The sequence below is a fragment of the Pseudomonas sp. LBUM1676 genome (assembly GCF_059695605.1).
This window is the reverse complement of sequence record NZ_CP166777.1, coordinates 5,671,589-5,688,053: the sequence shown is the minus strand read 5'-3', so window position 1 is coordinate 5,688,053 and position 16,465 is coordinate 5,671,589. Positions and strand designations below refer to the sequence as shown.

Annotated in this window: 15 protein-coding genes; 8 read left to right on the top strand and 7 right to left on the bottom strand. The window is 60.2% G+C overall.

Annotated elements, in window-relative coordinates; genetic code table 11:
* Positions 1-89: 89 nt before the first annotated feature.
* The 4 genes from ACA041_RS26270 to ACA041_RS26255 all read right to left on the bottom strand — a co-directional run bounded on the left by ACA041_RS26270 (position 90) and on the right by ACA041_RS26255 (position 3,282).
* Entirely contained in the window at positions 90-494 is a 405-nt protein-coding gene (locus tag ACA041_RS26270; RefSeq protein WP_497438489.1) for a SufE family protein, read from the bottom strand.
* Complete coding sequence (locus ACA041_RS26265) at positions 491-1,696, bottom strand: aminotransferase class V-fold PLP-dependent enzyme (protein ID WP_497438488.1); 1,206 nt, start codon at positions 1,694-1,696, stop codon at positions 491-493. The genes ACA041_RS26270 and ACA041_RS26265 overlap by 4 nt, the downstream gene beginning before the upstream one ends.
* A 155-nt stretch (positions 1,697-1,851) precedes the next feature.
* Positions 1,852-2,886, bottom strand: coding sequence for a 2,3,4,5-tetrahydropyridine-2,6-dicarboxylate N-succinyltransferase (dapD, locus tag ACA041_RS26260; protein WP_497438487.1), 1,035 nt, complete (start codon positions 2,884-2,886; stop codon positions 1,852-1,854).
* A 33-nt stretch (positions 2,887-2,919) separates the two neighbouring features.
* Positions 2,920-3,282, bottom strand: coding sequence for an ArsC family reductase (locus tag ACA041_RS26255; protein WP_497438486.1), 363 nt, complete (start codon positions 3,280-3,282; stop codon positions 2,920-2,922).
* A gap of 212 nt (positions 3,283-3,494) precedes the next feature.
* On the opposite strand from ACA041_RS26255, the gene ACA041_RS26250 reads away from it, so the two are divergent.
* Entirely contained in the window at positions 3,495-5,042 is a 1,548-nt protein-coding gene (locus ACA041_RS26250; RefSeq protein WP_497438485.1) for a cation:proton antiporter, read from the top strand.
* A 78-nt stretch (positions 5,043-5,120) separates the two neighbouring features.
* Here the strand turns inward: ACA041_RS26250 and dapC are convergent, their stop codons facing one another.
* The 3 genes from dapC to map form a co-directional block, all read right to left on the bottom strand.
* Positions 5,121-6,317, bottom strand: coding sequence for a succinyldiaminopimelate transaminase (gene dapC / locus ACA041_RS26245; protein WP_497438484.1), 1,197 nt, complete (start codon positions 6,315-6,317; stop codon positions 5,121-5,123).
* A gap of 121 nt (positions 6,318-6,438) precedes the next feature.
* The gene (locus ACA041_RS26240) at positions 6,439-9,141 is read right to left on the bottom strand and encodes a [protein-PII] uridylyltransferase (protein WP_497438483.1); all 2,703 of its coding nucleotides are present in this window, start codon (positions 9,139-9,141) and stop codon (positions 6,439-6,441) included.
* Between the two features lie 63 nt (positions 9,142-9,204).
* Positions 9,205-9,987 carry a type I methionyl aminopeptidase gene (gene map / locus ACA041_RS26235; RefSeq protein WP_497438482.1) on the bottom strand — a complete coding sequence of 261 codons (783 nt, stop codon included), beginning with the start codon at positions 9,985-9,987 and terminating at the stop codon, positions 9,205-9,207.
* A 372-nt stretch (positions 9,988-10,359) separates the two neighbouring features.
* Here map and rpsB point away from each other — a divergent pair, with 372 nt between their 5' ends.
* The 7 genes from rpsB to ispC all read left to right on the top strand — a co-directional run bounded on the left by rpsB (position 10,360) and on the right by ispC (position 16,425).
* A complete protein-coding gene (rpsB, locus tag ACA041_RS26230) occupies positions 10,360-11,097 on the top strand; it encodes a 30S ribosomal protein S2 (protein WP_007907989.1) in 738 nt (245 codons plus the stop codon).
* A gap of 192 nt (positions 11,098-11,289) precedes the next feature.
* A complete protein-coding gene (gene tsf / locus ACA041_RS26225; RefSeq protein WP_497438481.1) occupies positions 11,290-12,153 on the top strand; it encodes a translation elongation factor Ts in 864 nt (287 codons plus the stop codon).
* A gap of 212 nt (positions 12,154-12,365) precedes the next feature.
* Positions 12,366-13,109, top strand: coding sequence for a UMP kinase (gene pyrH / locus ACA041_RS26220; protein WP_003172271.1), 744 nt, complete (start codon positions 12,366-12,368; stop codon positions 13,107-13,109).
* Positions 13,106-13,663, top strand: a complete 558-nt coding sequence (gene frr / locus ACA041_RS26215) for a ribosome recycling factor (protein WP_497438480.1) — start codon at positions 13,106-13,108, stop codon at positions 13,661-13,663. Before pyrH ends, frr begins: the two co-directional genes overlap by 4 nt.
* A gap of 13 nt (positions 13,664-13,676) precedes the next feature.
* The gene (gene uppS / locus ACA041_RS26210) at positions 13,677-14,432 is read left to right on the top strand and encodes a polyprenyl diphosphate synthase (protein WP_497438479.1); all 756 of its coding nucleotides are present in this window, start codon (positions 13,677-13,679) and stop codon (positions 14,430-14,432) included.
* Positions 14,432-15,238: a phosphatidate cytidylyltransferase gene (locus ACA041_RS26205; protein ID WP_497438478.1), complete on the top strand. Its 807-nt coding sequence runs from the start codon at positions 14,432-14,434 to the stop codon at positions 15,236-15,238. Before uppS ends, ACA041_RS26205 begins: the two co-directional genes overlap by 1 nt.
* A complete protein-coding gene (ispC, locus tag ACA041_RS26200; RefSeq protein WP_497438477.1) occupies positions 15,235-16,425 on the top strand; it encodes a 1-deoxy-D-xylulose-5-phosphate reductoisomerase in 1,191 nt (396 codons plus the stop codon). Before ACA041_RS26205 ends, ispC begins: the two co-directional genes overlap by 4 nt.
* Positions 16,426-16,465: the final 40 nt, after the last annotated feature.

Sequence of the window (16,465 nt, the reverse complement as noted above, 5' to 3'; positions counted from 1 at the left end):
TCGGTGCGGCGGATGGCCCCTTCGCGAGCAGGCTCGCTCCCACAGGGTTTCGCATTTCAATGTGGGAGCAAGCCTGCTCGCGAAGGCGATTAACCGGCCAACTCATTCATCCGCGTTAACACGGCGTTGAGGCCATTGCTTCGCGAAGGCGACAATTGACGGCTCAGCCCCAGCTGATTGAACCACTCCGGCAAATCCACCTGCTGCAATTCAACCGCCGACAACCCGTTGACCCGCGCCAGCAACAACGCCACCAGCCCGCGAATCAACCGCGCATCGCTGCTCGCGGCGAACTGCCAGTGCCCATCCTGCAACGCGCCCACCAACCAGACCTGACTTTCACAGCCATGCACCCGGTTGGCTTCGACCTTATCCACATCGCTCAGCACGGGCAGGCGATCGCCCCACTGCATCAGCAGCCGCGCCCGTTGTTCCCAGCCAGCGGCCGCCTGAAAGGTTTCGAACGCGGTAACTGCATCGGCAGGCAAACTCATCGCAACAACTCCAGCGCCTGATCCAGCGCTTCAAAGAATCGTTCCAGGTCTTCGGAGTCGTTGTACAGCGCCAGCGAAACCCGAATCGCCCCGGCCAGTTCGAAGCTTTTCAGCAGCGGCATGGCGCAGTGATGGCCGGCGCGCACGGCAATCCCTTGTTCGGTCAGCAGATGGGCCAAATCAGAGTTATGCACACCCTCGACGACAAAACTGACCAGGGCCAGCTGCGGTTTGCCCAGCAGGCGAATGCCGTTGCGCGCCTCGAGGCCCTTGAGCAAATAGTCATGCAGCGCCGCTTCGTGGGCGGACACGGCTTGCTGGTCGAGCCCGGCAAGGTAATCCAGGGTCGCCCCCAGGCCGATCACGCTGGCAATCGGCGGCGTACCCGCTTCAAAACCCAGGGGTGCCGGGCGAAAACGGGCGTCGTGATAATGGGCATCCATCACCATTTCACCGCCAAACTGCCAGTGGTGCAGTTGCTCCAGCGCTTTATCGCGCCCGAACAGCACGCCCAGGCCCTCGGGGCCATAGAGCTTATGGCTGGAAAACACATAGAAGTCGCAACCCAGCGCCTGAACGTCATGTCGACCATGTACCACGCCTTGGGCGCCATCGACCACGGTCAAGGCATCGTGGGTCTGGGCTAGCGCCAACAACGCGGGCAACGGCTGCCAGGCGCCGAGCACGTTGGACAGCTGACTGACTGCCACCAGGCGGGTTCGAGGATTGATCAACTGCGCGGCGGCATCAAGATCAATCAAACCACTGGCATCCAACGGCAGGATCACCAGCTTCAGATCGCGGCGCAGGGCCAGTTGCTGCCAGGGCAGCAGGTTGGCGTGATGCTCCAGGGCGCTGATGACGATTTCATCGCCCGGAATGAACAGGTGTTCCAGGCCGTAAGCCAGGAGGTTCAGGGCAGACGTTGCGCCATGGGTAAAGATGATCTGCCCGCAATCGCCGGCATTGAGCCATTGGGCGACTTTGCGGCGGCTGTCCTCGAACGCCTGGGTGGCATGGGCGCCGGGCAGGTGTTGCGCCCGATGCACGTTGGCCGCGCCGTTGGCGTAGTAATGCGTCAGGGCATCGAGCAGGGCTTGAGGTTTTTGTGTGGTGGCGGCGTTGTCCAGATAGGTCTGGTCTTGCCGTTGCAGAGCGGCGATGGCCGGAAAATCGGCGCGCCAGGGAGAAGGAATCATCATGCTATCGGGCCCTGGTGAACATGGGCGGGTGTACGCCTGACCTAATGTAGGAGCGAGCTTGCTAACGATAACGCGCGGCACCAGACAGCACGTGTCGTCCTTACGTTCTTCGCGAGCAAGCTCGCTCCTACACAGGTGATCGTGTGACGCTCTGCTTAGTTGTGAGCGTGCAGCGCTTCGTTCAGTTCGATGGCCGATTTGTGGGTTTTGCATTCCACGGCACCGGTTTCCGAATTGCGGCGGAACAGCAGGTCCGGTTGGCCGGCCAGTTCACGGGCCTTCACCACTTTCACCAGTGTGTTGTTCTCGTCCAGCAACGCCACCTTGGTGCCCGCGGTCACGTACAGGCCCGATTCAACGGTGTTGCGATCGCCCAACGGGATACCGATACCGGCGTTGGCGCCGATCAGGCAGCCTTCGCCGACCTTGATCACGATGTTACCGCCACCCGACAGGGTGCCCATGGTCGAACAACCGCCGCCCAGGTCCGAACCCTTGCCGACGAATACGCCAGCAGAGACACGACCTTCGATCATGCCCGGACCTTCGGTGCCGGCGTTGAAGTTGATGAAACCTTCGTGCATCACGGTGGTGCCTTCGCCGACATAGGCGCCCAGGCGCAGACGTGCCGCATCCGCGATACGCACGCCGGCCGGAACCACGTAATCGGTCATTTTCGGGAACTTGTCCACCGAGAATACTTCCAGCAACTCGCCACGCAGGCGGGCTTCCAGTTGACGCTCGGCCAGTTCGGCCAGGTCGATGGCGCCCTGGCTGGTCCACGCCACGTTCGGCAGCAACGGGAAAATTCCGGCAAGGTTCAAACCGTGCGGCTTGACCAGGCGATGGGACAGCAGATGCAGTTTCAGATAAGCCTCAGGCGTGGAAGACAGTTGCGCATCTTCGGCCAGAAGGGTCGCCACCAGCGGCTTGTGGCTTTCGGCCAGACGGGTGAGCAGGGCGGCCTGGACCACGTCAACGCCTTTGAGCGCGTCGGCCAGTTGCGAAGCCTGGGCGATGGTGAAGGTGATGGCCTGGTTGCCTTCGCTGTAGCCCAGGATCGGCGCGACGGCGGCGACCAGCTCGGCCGACGGGTTGAGCAGTGGCTGCGCGTAAAACACTTCCAGCCATGCGCCTTGACGGTTTTGAGTGCCGACACCAAAGGCCAGGCTGAACAGGGTAGTGGACATGTAAATACCTCTAACAAAATTGAACGGGCTGCCTTATTTGAGAGCTGCCGCGTAGATATCTGGCTTGAAGCCAATCAGGGTTCGGTCACCGAGATCGAGCACCGGGCGCTTGATCATCGAGGGTTGTGCGAGCATCAGTTCGATGGCTTTGCGCTGGTCGAGATCGGCTTTGCGTTCGTCGTCGAGCTTGCGAAAGGTCGTGCCTGCACGGTTCAACACCGCTTGCCAGCCGTGCTCATCGCACCATTGGGTCAGGTGTTCACGGTCGATTCCGGCCGTTTTGTAATCATGAAAGTCATAGCTGACAGCGTGTTCATCGAGCCAGGTGCGCGCCTTTTTCATGGTGTCGCAGGCTTTGATGCCGAAAAGGTGCAACGTTTTGCTTGAAACGGTCAAGGAATTGCCCCCTTTGCAGGTGCTGGAATTTGATGGTGACGGATTATGCCATGACCGGACGGTTTCGCGTCGGCCTGGTTGTTTTGCCACCAAAAACCCCGCAAATGTTTCGTGGTGTTTCCTGGCGATGCGACATTGGTGTAAAGGTCGGCACCAGTCCAAGCGGCTAATATGGCACTTCAATGCTGTCGATTGTACGGGAACCCCGTTTTATGCAAACCGCTTACACCGTCCTGATCCTGTTGATGCTGGTCAGCGTTTCACGCCTGGTCGGACGAGTGATTCCATTACCCTTGCCACTGGTACAAATCGCCGCGGGTGCCTTGCTGGCCTGGCCAACCCTCGGGTTGCATGTGGCGCTGGATCCCGAATTGTTTCTTTTCCTGTACCTGCCGCCGCTGCTGTTCTCCGACGGCTGGCGCATGCCCAAGCGTGAGTTGTGGCGCCTGCGCGGGCCGATCCTGACCCTGGCCGTCGGGTTGGTGTTGTTCACCGTGGTGGGCGCCGGTTATTTCATTCATTGGTTATTACCGGGCATTCCGCTGCCAGTGGCGTTTGCCCTGGCGGCGGTGTTGTCGCCCACGGATGCCGTGGCGGTCTCGGCGATTTCCCAGAACCGCTTGCCAACGCCGCTGATGCACATGCTCCAGGGCGAGGCGCTGATGAACGATGCTTCGGGCCTGGTGACCTTCAAGTTTGCCTTGGCTGCGGCGGTGACCGGCGTGTTCTCGCTGGCCAACGCCAGTGTGACCTTTGTCCTGGTCGCGATCGGCGGCCTGGCCGTCGGTGTGGCGCTGAGCTGGCTGGTGGGGCGCCTGCGGTCGTGGATGATTGCCCGTGGCTGGGATGATCCGGCGACACACGTGGTGTTCATGTTGCTGTTGCCGTTTGCGGCCTACGTGCTGGCCGAACGGCTTGGTGCCTCGGGCATCCTGTCGGCGGTGGCGGCGGGGATGATGCAGAGTTGGCTCGATCTGCTGCTGGGCCTGCAGCTGCCGGACATCATCAAGGCCGTGGCCAGCCATGAAACCTCGTTGTGGCCGACATTGTTCTACCGTTGCCTGGACGTGGTGGCGATTTTCCTGGTGCTGCTGGTGTTGCGGTTTATCTGGGTGCAGAGCATCTGGCGCTTGTCGATTCTGCTACGACGCTGGCGCGGTAAGGGCGAAATGACCCAGGTGCCGACGGCGCGCTCCTGCTGGTTGCTGACGGTTGGCGGCGTGCGCGGGGCGGTGACGCTGGCGGGCGTGATGTCGGTGCCGCTGTTGATGGGGGCAGATGCCTTTCCTGAGCGGGATCTGCTGATTTTCATCGCTGCCGGAGTGATTCTGTTGTCGCTGGTCGCCGCGTGTATCGCCTTGCCGCTGTTGCTGCGCGGCATCGAAAAAAGCCCCGATGACAAGCGTCGCAACGAAGTGCGCGAGGCCTGGCGCAAGACCGCGGAAGCGGCGATCCATGCGCTCGAAGCTGAAGAGGCCAGTCCCCAGGATGCGGCGCAGGCGGCGTTGGCGATTGAACTCAAGGCAAGGATCATGTCCGAGTATCGGCATCAGCTGGAGGTGTTCAACGATTCTGCCGAAGCCCAGGCACTGGCGTTTCAGATGGATTTGCTGGAGCGGCGGTTACGCTTGAAGGCGCTGCGGGCGCAGCGCCTGGAATTGTACAAGCTCAGTCGTCAGCACCAGATTGGTGATGACGTGTTGCGCGAAGTGCTGGTCGAGCTGGACTTGAGTGAAGCCAACCTTGGTCAGGTCAAATGACCCCCGACCCTGCAGGCGCGTGGCTTGCCCGCGAGGGCGTCTGATCTGACACAGCGCTTTCGCGGGCAAGCTTCGCTCCTAGCGGCGCTGGATAAAGGCGCGAATACGCTCTGCCGCCTCTACACATTCGGCCAGCGGCGCAACCAGTGCCATGCGCACGCGCCCGGCACCCGGATTGGCACCCTCAACGTCCCGTGACAGATAGGAGCCCGGGACCACGGTCACGTGTTCTTCGACAAACAGATCACGGCAGAACGCCTCATCATCGCCTTCCACGTTCGGCCACAAGTAGAAACCGCCGTCCGGACGCTGCACGTCCATGACCGGGCCGAGGATCTCCAGGACAGCATCATATTTCTCGCGATACAGCGCACGGTTGTCGCGTACGTGTACTTCGTCATTCCACGCAGCGACGCTGGCCAGTTGAGTCTGAACCGGCATCGCGCAGCCATGGTAGGTGCGATACAGCAGGAAGCCCTTGAGGATGTCGGCATCACCGGCGACGAAGCCCGAACGCAGGCCCGGCAGGTTGGAGCGCTTGGACAGGCTGTGGAACACCACGCAGCGCTTGAAGTCCTTGCGGTCCAGTTCGACGCAGGCACTGAGCAGGCCGGCGGGCGGCGTTTGTTCATCGAAGTAGAGTTCGCTGTAGCACTCGTCCGCGGCGATCACGAAGTCGTATTCGTCGGCCAGGGCGATCAGTTTCTTCAGGGCTTCAACCGGGATCAGCGCACCGGTCGGGTTGCCTGGCGAGCACAGGAACAGGATCTGGCAGCGTTTCCAGATGTCCGGTGAAACCGCATCGAAGTCGGGGTTGAAGCCGTTTTCATCCAGGCACGGCAGGTAGTGCGGCTTGGCCCCGGCAAGGAATGCCGCGCCTTCATAGATCTGATAGAACGGGTTCGGGCTGACGACCAGCGCGTCGTCGCCACGGTTGACCACGGTCTGGGTAAAGGCGAACAGCGCTTCGCGGGTGCCATTGACCGGCAGCACATTGCGCGCCGGGTCAAGCCAGCCATTCGGCACGCTGAAGCGGCGTTCGCACCAGGCGGCGATGGCCGCGCGCAGGGCTGGAATGCCCAGGGTCGTCGGGTACACGGCCATCTGATCCAGATTGCTCGCCAGGGCTTCGGCGACGAAGCTTGGCGAACGGTGCTTCGGCTCGCCGATGGACAGCGCGATAGCGCGCTTGTCGGGGTTTGGCGTGACGCTGCCGAGCAGGGCGCGGAGCTTCTCGAACGGGTAGGGCTGCAACTGGTTCAGAGCGTTGTTCATGGGGGCCTCGTTCAGTGTGGGAGCGAGCCTGCTCGCGAATGCGGTGGGTCAATCGACAGTTATGTAGAGGTTGACGGCCATTCGCGAGCAGGCTCGCTCCCACAGGGGGATATTTGTTGATTCAGATACTGATTCGCGACAGTTTTATTTCGGATTCCTGGTTGACGGTCAACTGTTCGACGATCGCATCCTGCAGGCGGCTGCACAGCAACGGGTCGGACAACGGCTGATTGTTCGCATCGGTGATGAAGAACACGTCTTCCACGCGCTCGCCGAGGGTGGCGATCTTGGCGTTCTGCAGCGACAGGTCGAACTCGAGGAAGATCGTGCCGATCCGCGCCAGCAAGCCCGGCCGATCCGGAGCGCTGAGTTCCAGCACCGTCACCGGACGCTGGGCGTCGGTGTGGATCGTTACCTGTGGCGCAAAGGCGAAATGCTTGAGCTGGCGTGGCACCCGACGCTGGATGATGGTCGGGTAGTCGTCCGGGTTGCGCAGGGCTTCGGTCAGGCCGTCGCGGATCTGCTTGACCCGCGTCGGGTTGTCGCCAATCGAGTCGCCGTCGGTGTCGAGCACGATGTAGGTGTCGAGGGTGAACTGGCTGCTGGAAGTGATGACCCGGGCGTCGTGGATGTTCAGGTTGAGCTGGTCCATCGCGGCCACGGTCACGGCGAAAAAGTCGTGCTGATCCGGCGCATAGATGAATATCTGCGTGCCGCCCTCGAATTCGCGCTGGGTGGTTTCCTTGATCAGCACCAATGGCCCGCCGTCGGCCGGCTGCTGAAGGATCGCATCGCTGTGCCAGGCCACGTCGCCCGCGGTATGCCGCAGGAAGTAGTCGTCGCCCAGTTGCGCCCAGAGTTGCTCGACGTCGTCCGGATCGGTGCCGCCGCGCACCAGAATGTCCAGGGCGGCGCTCTGGGTCTGGCGGATCTGTTCTTCGCGGTCCACCGGGTTTTCCAGGCCGCGGCGCAAGGCGCGCTTGGTCTCGGTGTAGAGCTGGCGCAACAGGCTGGCGCGCCAGGAGTTCCACAGCGTCGGATTGGTGGCGTTGATGTCGGCGACAGTCAGCACGTACAGATAGTCGAGGTGGGTTTGATCGCCGACGATCTGCGCGAAATCGTGGATCACCTGCGGGTCGGACAAGTCCTTGCGCTGGGCGGTGGTCGACATCAGCAAATGATTCTGCACCAGCCAGACGATCAGGCGGCTGTCCCACACCGGCAACTGGTGGCGCTGGCAAAAGGCTTCGGCGTCCACCGCGCCGATTTCCGAGTGATCCCCATGCCGGCCCTTGCCGATGTCGTGGTACAGACCGGCCAGGTAGATCAGTTCCGGCTTGGGCAGCTTGCCCATGAGCTTGCTGGCCAGCGGGAATTTTTCCGACACCTGGGTGTACTGCAACTTACGCAGGTGTTTGATCAGGTTCAGGGTGTGGGCGTCGACCGTATAGATGTGAAACAGGTCGTGCTGCATCTGCCCGACAATGAAGCCGAACTCCGGCAGATAACGCCCGAGGATGCCATAGCGGTTCATCCGGCGCAGGTTGCGATGGATGCCGATCTTGCACTTGAACAGCTCGATGAACAGGCTGGTGTTGCGAATGTCATTGCGGAAATCGTCGTCGATCAGGTGCCGGTTTTCCCGCAGCAGACGAATGGTGTCGGCACGTACGCCTTTGATTTCCGGTTGCTGCGCCATCAGCACGAAGATTTCGAGCATGGCAAATGGCGTACGACGGAACACGTTGTCGTTGCGCGCCTCGATATAGCCGTCGTGCAGCTGGAAGCGCGAGTTGATCGGTTGCGGCGGCGTCTGGTCTTGCGGCGCGAGAATGACTTCTTCGAAGTGCTGGATGATCAGGTCGCTGAGCTGGGCAATGCTCATGACCACCCGATAATACTGCTGCATGAAGTTTTCGATGGCTTGCTTGGCGTCGTCGCCCTGGAAGCCCAGCAGCCCGGCAATGCTGCGCTGGTGATCGAACAGCAGGCGGTCTTCGGAGCGGCCGGCGAGCATGTGCAAGGCGTAACGAACCTTCCACAGGAATTCCTGGGAGGAGGCCAGCAGGGCGTTTTCGCTCTCGACCAGGAAACCTTCCCCGGCCAGTGCCCGCAGGTTCAGGGTGCCGTATTCGCGACGGGCCACCCAGAGAATGGTCTGGATATCCCGCAGGCCACCTGGCGAGCCTTTGACGTTGGGTTCCAGGTTGTATTCGGTGTCGTTGTACTTGTGGTGACGGGCCTTTTGCTCGGCACGCTTGGCCAGGAAGAAGTCCTTGCTCGGCCACATGTGCGCGGTGCTGGTGACATCCAGCATGCGCTGGCGCAAGCGCTCGGGGCCGCAGATGGTGCGGCTTTCCATCAGGTTGGTGACAACCGTCAGGTCGGCGCGGGCCTCTAGGGCGCATTCGTCCACCGAGCGCACGCTCTGGCCGACTTCCAGGCCGATGTCCCACAGCAGCGTCAGAAAACGCTCGATGGAATCACGGAAAATTTCATGATCGGCGTTGTCCAGCAGGATCAGCAGATCGATATCGGAATAAGGGTGCAGCTCGCCGCGACCGTAGCCGCCGACCGCGACCAGCGCGATGTCGGCGTCTTCGCTCCAGTCGAACTGCTCCCAGGCCTTTTGCAGGATGTTGTCGACGAACCAGGCGCGGTCCTCGATCAGCCGGCGTATCTCCCGGCCGCTGCGAAAGCGACCGTCAAGCACCTCGCGGGCCTGGCGGATCGCCTTCTTGAAGGCCGCGATCGGGCTGGCCTTCAGGGCCAGTTCAGCCTGGAACTGGCCTCGGTCGAAGAGTTCGGGATCCACCTGCGGCATCGATTGGCTTTCCTGTCTATAAGGCTGGGAGCTTCTATAAGGTTGAGCGCTGCGCAGCCCGGATCAGGCCGAAACGCGCGCGATGGTGTCGTCGGCACGCAAGGTGAAGATCTCGTAACCGGTTTCGGTCACCAGCAGGGTGTGTTCCCACTGTGCCGAGAGCTTGCGGTCCTTGGTGATCGCGGTCCAGCCGTCGCCCAGCACCTTGGTGTCAGCCTTGCCCTGGTTGATCATCGGCTCGATGGTGAAGGTCATGCCGGCCTTCAGTTCCATGCCGGTACCGGCGCGACCGTAGTGCAGGATCTGCGGCTCTTCGTGGAAGACCTTGCCGATGCCGTGACCGCAGAATTCGCGAACCACCGAGAAACCGTTCTTTTCCGCGTGTTTCTGGATGATTTCACCGATGTCGCCCAGGCGGCAGCCGGGCTTGACGATTTCGATGGCCTTGTACATGCACTCCTGGGTTACTTGCGACAGGCGCTCGGCCCAGACCGGCACGGTGCCGACGTGGAACATGCGGCTGGTGTCGCCGTGGTAGCCGTCCTTGATGACGGTCACATCGATGTTCAGGGTGTCGCCATCCTTCAGAGGCTTTTCGTTGGGGATGCCGTGGCAGACCACATGGTTGATCGAGGTGCAGATCGACTTCGGGTAGCCCTTGTAGTTGAGCGGGGCTGGAATGGCTTTCTGCTCGTTGACGATATAATCGTGGCAGATGCGGTCCAGCTCTTCGGTGGTGACACCTGGTTTGACATATTCGGCAATCATTTCCAGCACATCGGCGGCCAGTTTGCCGGCGACACGCATTTTTGCGATGTCCTCCGGGGTTTTGAGGGTGACGGTCATACAGGCTCTCTCTGCGCTCGATGGCGCTTGCTAAAACAGAATGGGCGTTGCGCGATCGATCCCGCGGCCCTGAAAAACCCGATTCTATCAGACCAACAGGGCAAATCTGAGCATCTGTGCGTCGCTTCTCTCTATAGAATGGTGCATTCCTGGCGATTTCCTGGGCGTGGAATAAAAGCCTTGGCCGGGATTTCAGAATCCGGGTTCCGTTTTTCCCTGCCTTGTGGTATAAAATGCGCCGCTTTCCGGGGATCCCCTGAAAAGCCTAAATCCACACACGTGTCGACACGATGACCTGGGTGCCTTCAGCTTCTGCTGCTGGTTGGTCATTGGGATACGTGGAGGCCAAACCCGACTTATCAAGGAACTATCATGTCCCAAGTCAATATGCGCGATATGCTGAAGGCCGGTGTGCACTTCGGTCACCAGACCCGTTACTGGAACCCGAAAATGGGCAAGTACATTTTCGGCGCGCGTAACAAGATCCACATTATCAACCTTGAAAAAACCCTGCCAATGTTCAACGAAGCTCTGACTTTCGTAGAGCGCCTGGCCCAGGGCAAAAACAAGATTCTGTTCGTCGGCACCAAGCGTTCCGCTGGCAAGATCGTTGCTGAAGAAGCAGCACGTTGCGGTTCGCCGTACGTCGATCACCGCTGGTTGGGCGGCATGCTGACCAACTTCAAAACCATCCGTGCTTCCATCAAGCGTCTGCGTGACCTTGAAGTGCAAGCCGAAGACGGTACTTTCGCCAAGCTGACCAAGAAAGAAGCGCTGATGCGCACTCGCGATCTTGAGAAGCTCGATCGTTCCCTGGGTGGTATCAAGGACATGGGCGGTCTGCCAGACGCTCTGTTCGTTATCGACGTTGATCACGAGCGCATCGCGATCACCGAAGCCAACAAGCTGGGCATCCCGGTTATCGGCGTAGTCGATACCAACAGCAGCCCGGAAGGCGTTGACTACATCATCCCAGGCAACGATGACGCAATCCGCGCTATCCAGCTGTACATGGGTTCGATGGCTGACGCAGTAATCCGCGGTCGCAACCACGTTGCTGGTGGCACCGAGCAGTTCGTTGAAGAAGCTCCGGCAGCTGCAGCTGAGTAATTGACGCCCAGGCGTTGACTCAGTAAGCAAAAAGGGGGCTTGGCCCCCTTTTTGCCACCTCGAAAACCATTTGTGAGCGGCGCAGCTACAGCCTCTGTAACGTGCAGCAGCTGACAAGGGTGGTTCGGGAAGAATTGATCGCCCGATCGATCGGGTGGAATGGTTGAAAACCTATCCAAGAGGATTTTTGAAATGGCAGAGATTACTGCAGCGTTGGTCAAAGAACTGCGCGAGCGCACCGGCGAAGGCATGATGGACTGCAAAAAGGCCTTGACCAAGGCCGGCGGCGACATCGAAAAAGCCATTGATGACATGCGTGCTTCGGGCGCCATCAAGGCTGCCAAGAAAGCAGGCAACGTGGCTGCTGAAGGCGCTATCGCTCTTAAGGAAGACGGTAAATCCGCCGTTCTGCTGGAAGTGAACTCGCAGACCGACTTCCTGGCTCTGCAGGACGACTTCAAGACATTTGTTGCTTCCAGCGTTGAAAAAGCGTTCGCTGACAAGCTGACTGATGTCGCTCCGCTGATCGAAGCTCAAGAAGCTGACCGTCTGGTTCTGGTCGGCAAGGTTGGCGAAAACGTCAATATCCGTCGCCTGGCTCGCGTTGAAGGTGATGTTGTCGGTGGTTACCTGCACGGCAACAAGATCGGTGTTGCGGTTGTGCTCAAGGGCGGCACTGTTGAGCTGGCCAAGGACATCGCCATGCACGTAGCGGCCACCAACCCTGAATTCCTGCTGCCATCGGAAGTTTCCGCTGAAGCGGTCGAGCGCGAGAAAGGCGTGTTCTTGACCCTCAACGCTGACAAGATCGCCGGCAAGCCGGAAAACATCGTTGAAAACATGGTCAAGGGCCGTATCAGCAAGTTCCTGGCTGAAGCGAGCCTGGTTGAGCAGGCGTTCGTCAAGAACCCTGAAATCAAGGTTGGCGAACTGGCCAAGAAAGCCGGTGCAGAAATCGTTTCCTTCACCTACTTCAAAGTAGGCGAAGGCATCGAGAAGCCGGTCGACAACTTCGCTGAAGAAGTTGCTGCCCAGCTGGCTGCCGCCAAGCAATAAGACGGTTTTTCAACTGTCGCCCTGAAGAGGCTGCCCGCTCACGCGCGCAGCCTCTTTTCAGATGGGGTACCAAATTTTAATTGGTTTCCCTTTGGAACTGGCTTACAAAGCCATGTTCCGATGGCGCTGAAGCAGCGCCAAGCTAGAGTGAACAGCCAGCTGTAAACAGCTCGCAAAGAATTTTTTAAAATACGCCGCAGGAGAGATTCGCAATGGCTCAGCAGGGCAGTGGTTATCAGGCTCGCTATAAACGCATTCTACTCAAGCTTAGCGGCGAGGCCCTGATGGGCTCGGAAGAGTTCGGGATCGATCCGAAAGTTCTGGATCGCATGGCGCTGGAAGTCGGTCAATTGGTCGGCATCGGTGTTCAGGTAGGTCTGGTGATCGGTGGTGGTAACCTGTTCCGCGGTGCGGCGCTGAGCGCGGCCGGCATGGATCGGGTCACCGGCGACCACATGGGCATGCTGGCCACTGTGATGAACGCCCTGGCGATGCGCGATGCGCTGGAACGTGCCAATATCTCGGCCATCGTGATGTCGGCCATCTCCATGGTCGGTGTGACCGATCACTACGATCGCCGCAAAGCCATGCGCCACCTGAACGCCAAGGAGGTTGTGATCTTCGCGGCGGGTACGGGTAACCCGTTCTTCACTACCGATTCGGCAGCCTGCCTGCGTGCAATCGAAATCGATGCCGATGTGGTGCTCAAGGCGACCAAGGTCGACGGCGTCTATACCGCTGACCCATTCAAAGACCCGCATGCAGAGAAGTTCGATCATCTGACTTACGATGAAGTGCTGGATCGCAAGCTGGGCGTGATGGATCTGACCGCCATTTGCCTGTGCCGCGACCATAAGATGCCGTTGCGCGTATTTAACATGAACAAGCCCGGCGCCCTGCTGAACATCGTGCACGGCGGCGCTGAAGGGACCCTGATCGAGGAAGGCCAACAATGATCAACGAAATCAAGAAAGACGCTCAAGAGCGCATGAAAAAATCCGTCGAATCGCTGCTGCACAACTTCGGCCGTATTCGTACCGGCCAGGCGCACCCAAGCATTCTTGAGGGCGTGATGGTGCCGTATTACGGTGCCGACACTCCGATCAAGCAAGTGGCGAACATCACCGTCAAGGACGCTCGTACCCTGCAAGTCGTTGCCTTCGAACGCAACATGCTGGGTGCCGTCGACAAAGCCATCGGCAGTGCAGGCCTGAATCTCAACCCGACCAACCTGGGTGAGTTGTTGCTGATCTCCATGCCGGCCCTGACCGAAGAAACCCGCAAGGGTTTCACCAAGCAGGCTCGTGATGTGGCTGAAGACGCCCGTGTTGCCGTGCGCAACATCCGTCGTGACGCAAACAGCTCGCTGAAGGATCTGGTCAAGGAAAAAGAAATCAGCGAAGACGAAGAGCGCCGCGCTACTGGCGAGATCGACGATTTGACCAAGAAGTACGTGGCTGAAATCGATGCGAATCTGGCGCAGAAAGAAAAAGACCTGATGGCCGTATAAGGGTCGCGTTGTCATGGATAAGATCAAGCAGAGTGCGCCGACTGCGGTGCCGCGCCATGTCGCGATCATCATGGATGGTAATAATCGTTGGGCGAAAAAACGCTTTATGCCGGGTGTCGCCGGGCATAAAGCGGGTGTGGATGCCGTTCGGGCAGTGATCGAAGTGTGTGCCGAGGCCAAGGTCGAAGTGCTGACGCTGTTCGCCTTCTCCAGTGAGAACTGGCAGCGTCCGGCCGCCGAGGTCAGTGCCTTGATGGATCTGTTCTTCAGGGCGCTGCGGCGCGAAGCCAAGCGCCTGAACGACAACAACATCAGTTTGCGCATTATCGGCGACCGTTCGCGCTTCCACCCGGAGCTGCAGGCTGCCATGCGCGAGGCCGAGGCCATGACGGTGGGCGCCAATCGCTTTGTCCTGCAGATCGCCGCCAACTACGGCGGCCAGTGGGATATCGCGCAAGCCGCACAGCGTCTGGCGCGAGAAGTTCAGGCCGGGCATCTGCGTCCGGAAGATATCACTCCAGAGCTGTTGCAAACCTGTCTGGTCACCGGCGATCTGCCGTTGCCGGACTTGTGCATCCGTACCGGTGGTGAACATCGCATCAGTAACTTCCTGCTGTGGCAACTGGCTTACGCCGAGTTGTACTTCTCCGACCTGTTCTGGCCGGACTTCAAACACGATGCCATGCGTAACGCGCTGGCCGATTACGCTTCTCGCCAGCGCCGCTTCGGTAAAACGAGCGAGCAGGTCGAGGCTGGAGCCCGGGTTTAATGCTCAAACAACGAATCATCACCGCACTGATCCTGCTACCGATTGCGCTGTGCGGGTTTTTCCTGCTGGAAGGCTCAGGTTTTGCGCTGTTCATCGGGCTGGTCGTGACCCTGGGGGCCTGGGAATGGGCTCGCCTGGCGGGCTTCACCGAGCAGCCGATCCGCGTTGCCTATGCGGTGGTGGTCGCGTTGATGCTGTTTGTCATGCACATCGTGCCGGGGCTGGCGCCGTGGGTATTGGGCGCTTCGGTGCTGTGGTGGGGGGTTGCGACCTATCTGGTACTGACCTACCCGCGCTCCAGCGGACATTGGGCCAGTGCCGCCTGCAAGCTGGTGATCGGCCTGCTGATTTTGTTGCCGGCCTGGCAAGGGCTGGTACAGATCAAGCAGGAGCCCTTGGGTAACTGGCTGATCATGGCGGTGATGGTGCTGGTCTGGGGTGCCGATATCGGTGCTTACTTTTCCGGCCGGGCGTTCGGCAAGCGCAAGCTGGCCCCTCAGGTCAGTCCCGGCAAAAGCTGGGAAGGCGTGTATGGCGGGCTGGCGCTGAGCCTGGTGATCACGGCCATCGTCGGGATCGTTCGCGACTGGAGTTTCGCCCAGATGCTGATCGGTCTGATCTGTGCCGCGGTGATCGTGTTTATCTCGGTGGTGGGTGACCTCACCGAAAGCATGTTCAAGCGTCAATCCGGGATCAAGGACAGCAGCAACCTGCTGCCAGGTCACGGCGGCGTGCTGGACCGCATCGACAGTCTGACGGCGGCGATTCCGGTGTTTGCCGTATTGCTGTGGATGGCCGCACCGTGAGCCGCCCTCAACAGATTACCGTTCTGGGTGCAACCGGCTCGATCGGCTTGAGCACGCTCGACGTCATTGCACGTCATCCCGAGCGTTATCAGGTTTTCGCCCTGAGCGGCTTCACCCGCTTGAGTGAGCTGCGGGCACTGTGCGTGCGTCATGCGCCACGGTTTGTCGTGGTGCCTGAAGCGAGCGCGGCCCGAGGCTTGCAGGATGACTTGCATGCGGCGGGCCTGTCGACCCGGGTGCTGGTGGGAGAAGAGGGGCTGTGTCAGGTAGCGGCCGACCCCGAGGTTGATGCCGTCATGGCGGCTATCGTCGGTGCGGCGGGCTTGCGTCCGACCCTGGCGGCCGTCGAAGCCGGCAAGAAAATCCTCCTGGCCAACAAAGAAGCACTGGTGATGTCCGGTGCGCTGTTCATGCAGGCCGTGCACAAAAGCGGTTCGGTGCTGCTGCCGATCGACAGTGAGCACAACGCGATTTTCCAGTGCATGCCACGGGATTTCGCCCGTGGTCTGGGGGCGGTCGGCGTGCGTCGGATTTTACTGACGGCCTCGGGTGGTCCGTTCCGACAGACACCCATGGCTGAGTTGGTGCATGTTACCCCCGATCAGGCGTGTGCCCATCCGAACTGGTCGATGGGGCGCAAAATCTCGGTGGATTCGGCCAGCATGATGAACAAGGGGCTCGAGTTGATCGAGGCCTGCTGGCTGTTCGATGCCAAGCCGTCCCAGGTCGAGGTGGTGATTCACCCGCAGAGCGTGATTCATTCGTTGGTCGATTACATCGATGGTTCGGTGCTGGCCCAGTTGGGCAACCCGGACATGCGTACGCCCATCGCCAATGCACTGGCCTGGCCGGAGCGGATCGACTCGGGTGTACCGCCGCTGGATCTGTTTGCCATCGCGCGCCTGGATTTCCAGGCCCCCGATGAAGAGCGCTTCCCTTGCCTGCGCCTTGCGCGCCAGGCGGCCGAAGCGGGCAATAGCGCGCCGGCCATGCTCAATGCGGCCAATGAAGTTGCTGTCGCGGCCTTTCTCGACGGACGGGTTCGTTACCCGGAAATCGCGAGTATCATCGAGGAAGTGTTGAATCTCGAGCCGGTAGTGGCGGTGGGCGATCTCGACGCGGTGTTTACGGCGGACACGAAGGCGCGTGTGCTGGCCGGGCAATGGTTGAGTCGTCACGGGCGGTAAATGCTGCAAAACGTCGGCCCACGCAGCAACGAACAGGATT

Bases quoted from the DNA above. Each gene is read 5' to 3' on its own strand.
- ACA041_RS26270 (WP_497438489.1), bottom strand. From the start codon at position 494: ATGAGTTTGCCTGCCGATGCAGTTACCGCGTTCGAAACCTTTCAGGCG.
- ACA041_RS26265 (WP_497438488.1), bottom strand. From the start codon at position 1,696: ATGATGATTCCTTCTCCCTGGCGCGCCGATTTTCCGGCCATCGCCGCT.
- dapD (WP_497438487.1), bottom strand. From the start codon at position 2,886: ATGTCCACTACCCTGTTCAGCCTGGCCTTTGGTGTCGGCACTCAAAAC.
- ACA041_RS26250 (WP_497438485.1), top strand. From the start codon at position 3,495: ATGCAAACCGCTTACACCGTCCTGATCCTGTTGATGCTGGTCAGCGTT.
- dapC (WP_497438484.1), bottom strand. From the start codon at position 6,317: ATGAACAACGCTCTGAACCAGTTGCAGCCCTACCCGTTCGAGAAGCTC.
- ACA041_RS26240 (WP_497438483.1), bottom strand. From the start codon at position 9,141: ATGCCGCAGGTGGATCCCGAACTCTTCGACCGAGGCCAGTTCCAGGCT.
- map (WP_497438482.1), bottom strand. From the start codon at position 9,987: ATGACCGTCACCCTCAAAACCCCGGAGGACATCGCAAAAATGCGTGTC.
- rpsB (WP_007907989.1), top strand. From the start codon at position 10,360: ATGTCCCAAGTCAATATGCGCGATATGCTGAAGGCCGGTGTGCACTTC.
- tsf (WP_497438481.1), top strand. From the start codon at position 11,290: ATGGCAGAGATTACTGCAGCGTTGGTCAAAGAACTGCGCGAGCGCACC.
- pyrH (WP_003172271.1), top strand. From the start codon at position 12,366: ATGGCTCAGCAGGGCAGTGGTTATCAGGCTCGCTATAAACGCATTCTA.
- frr (WP_497438480.1), top strand. From the start codon at position 13,106: ATGATCAACGAAATCAAGAAAGACGCTCAAGAGCGCATGAAAAAATCC.
- uppS (WP_497438479.1), top strand. From the start codon at position 13,677: ATGGATAAGATCAAGCAGAGTGCGCCGACTGCGGTGCCGCGCCATGTC.
- ACA041_RS26205 (WP_497438478.1), top strand. From the start codon at position 14,432: ATGCTCAAACAACGAATCATCACCGCACTGATCCTGCTACCGATTGCG.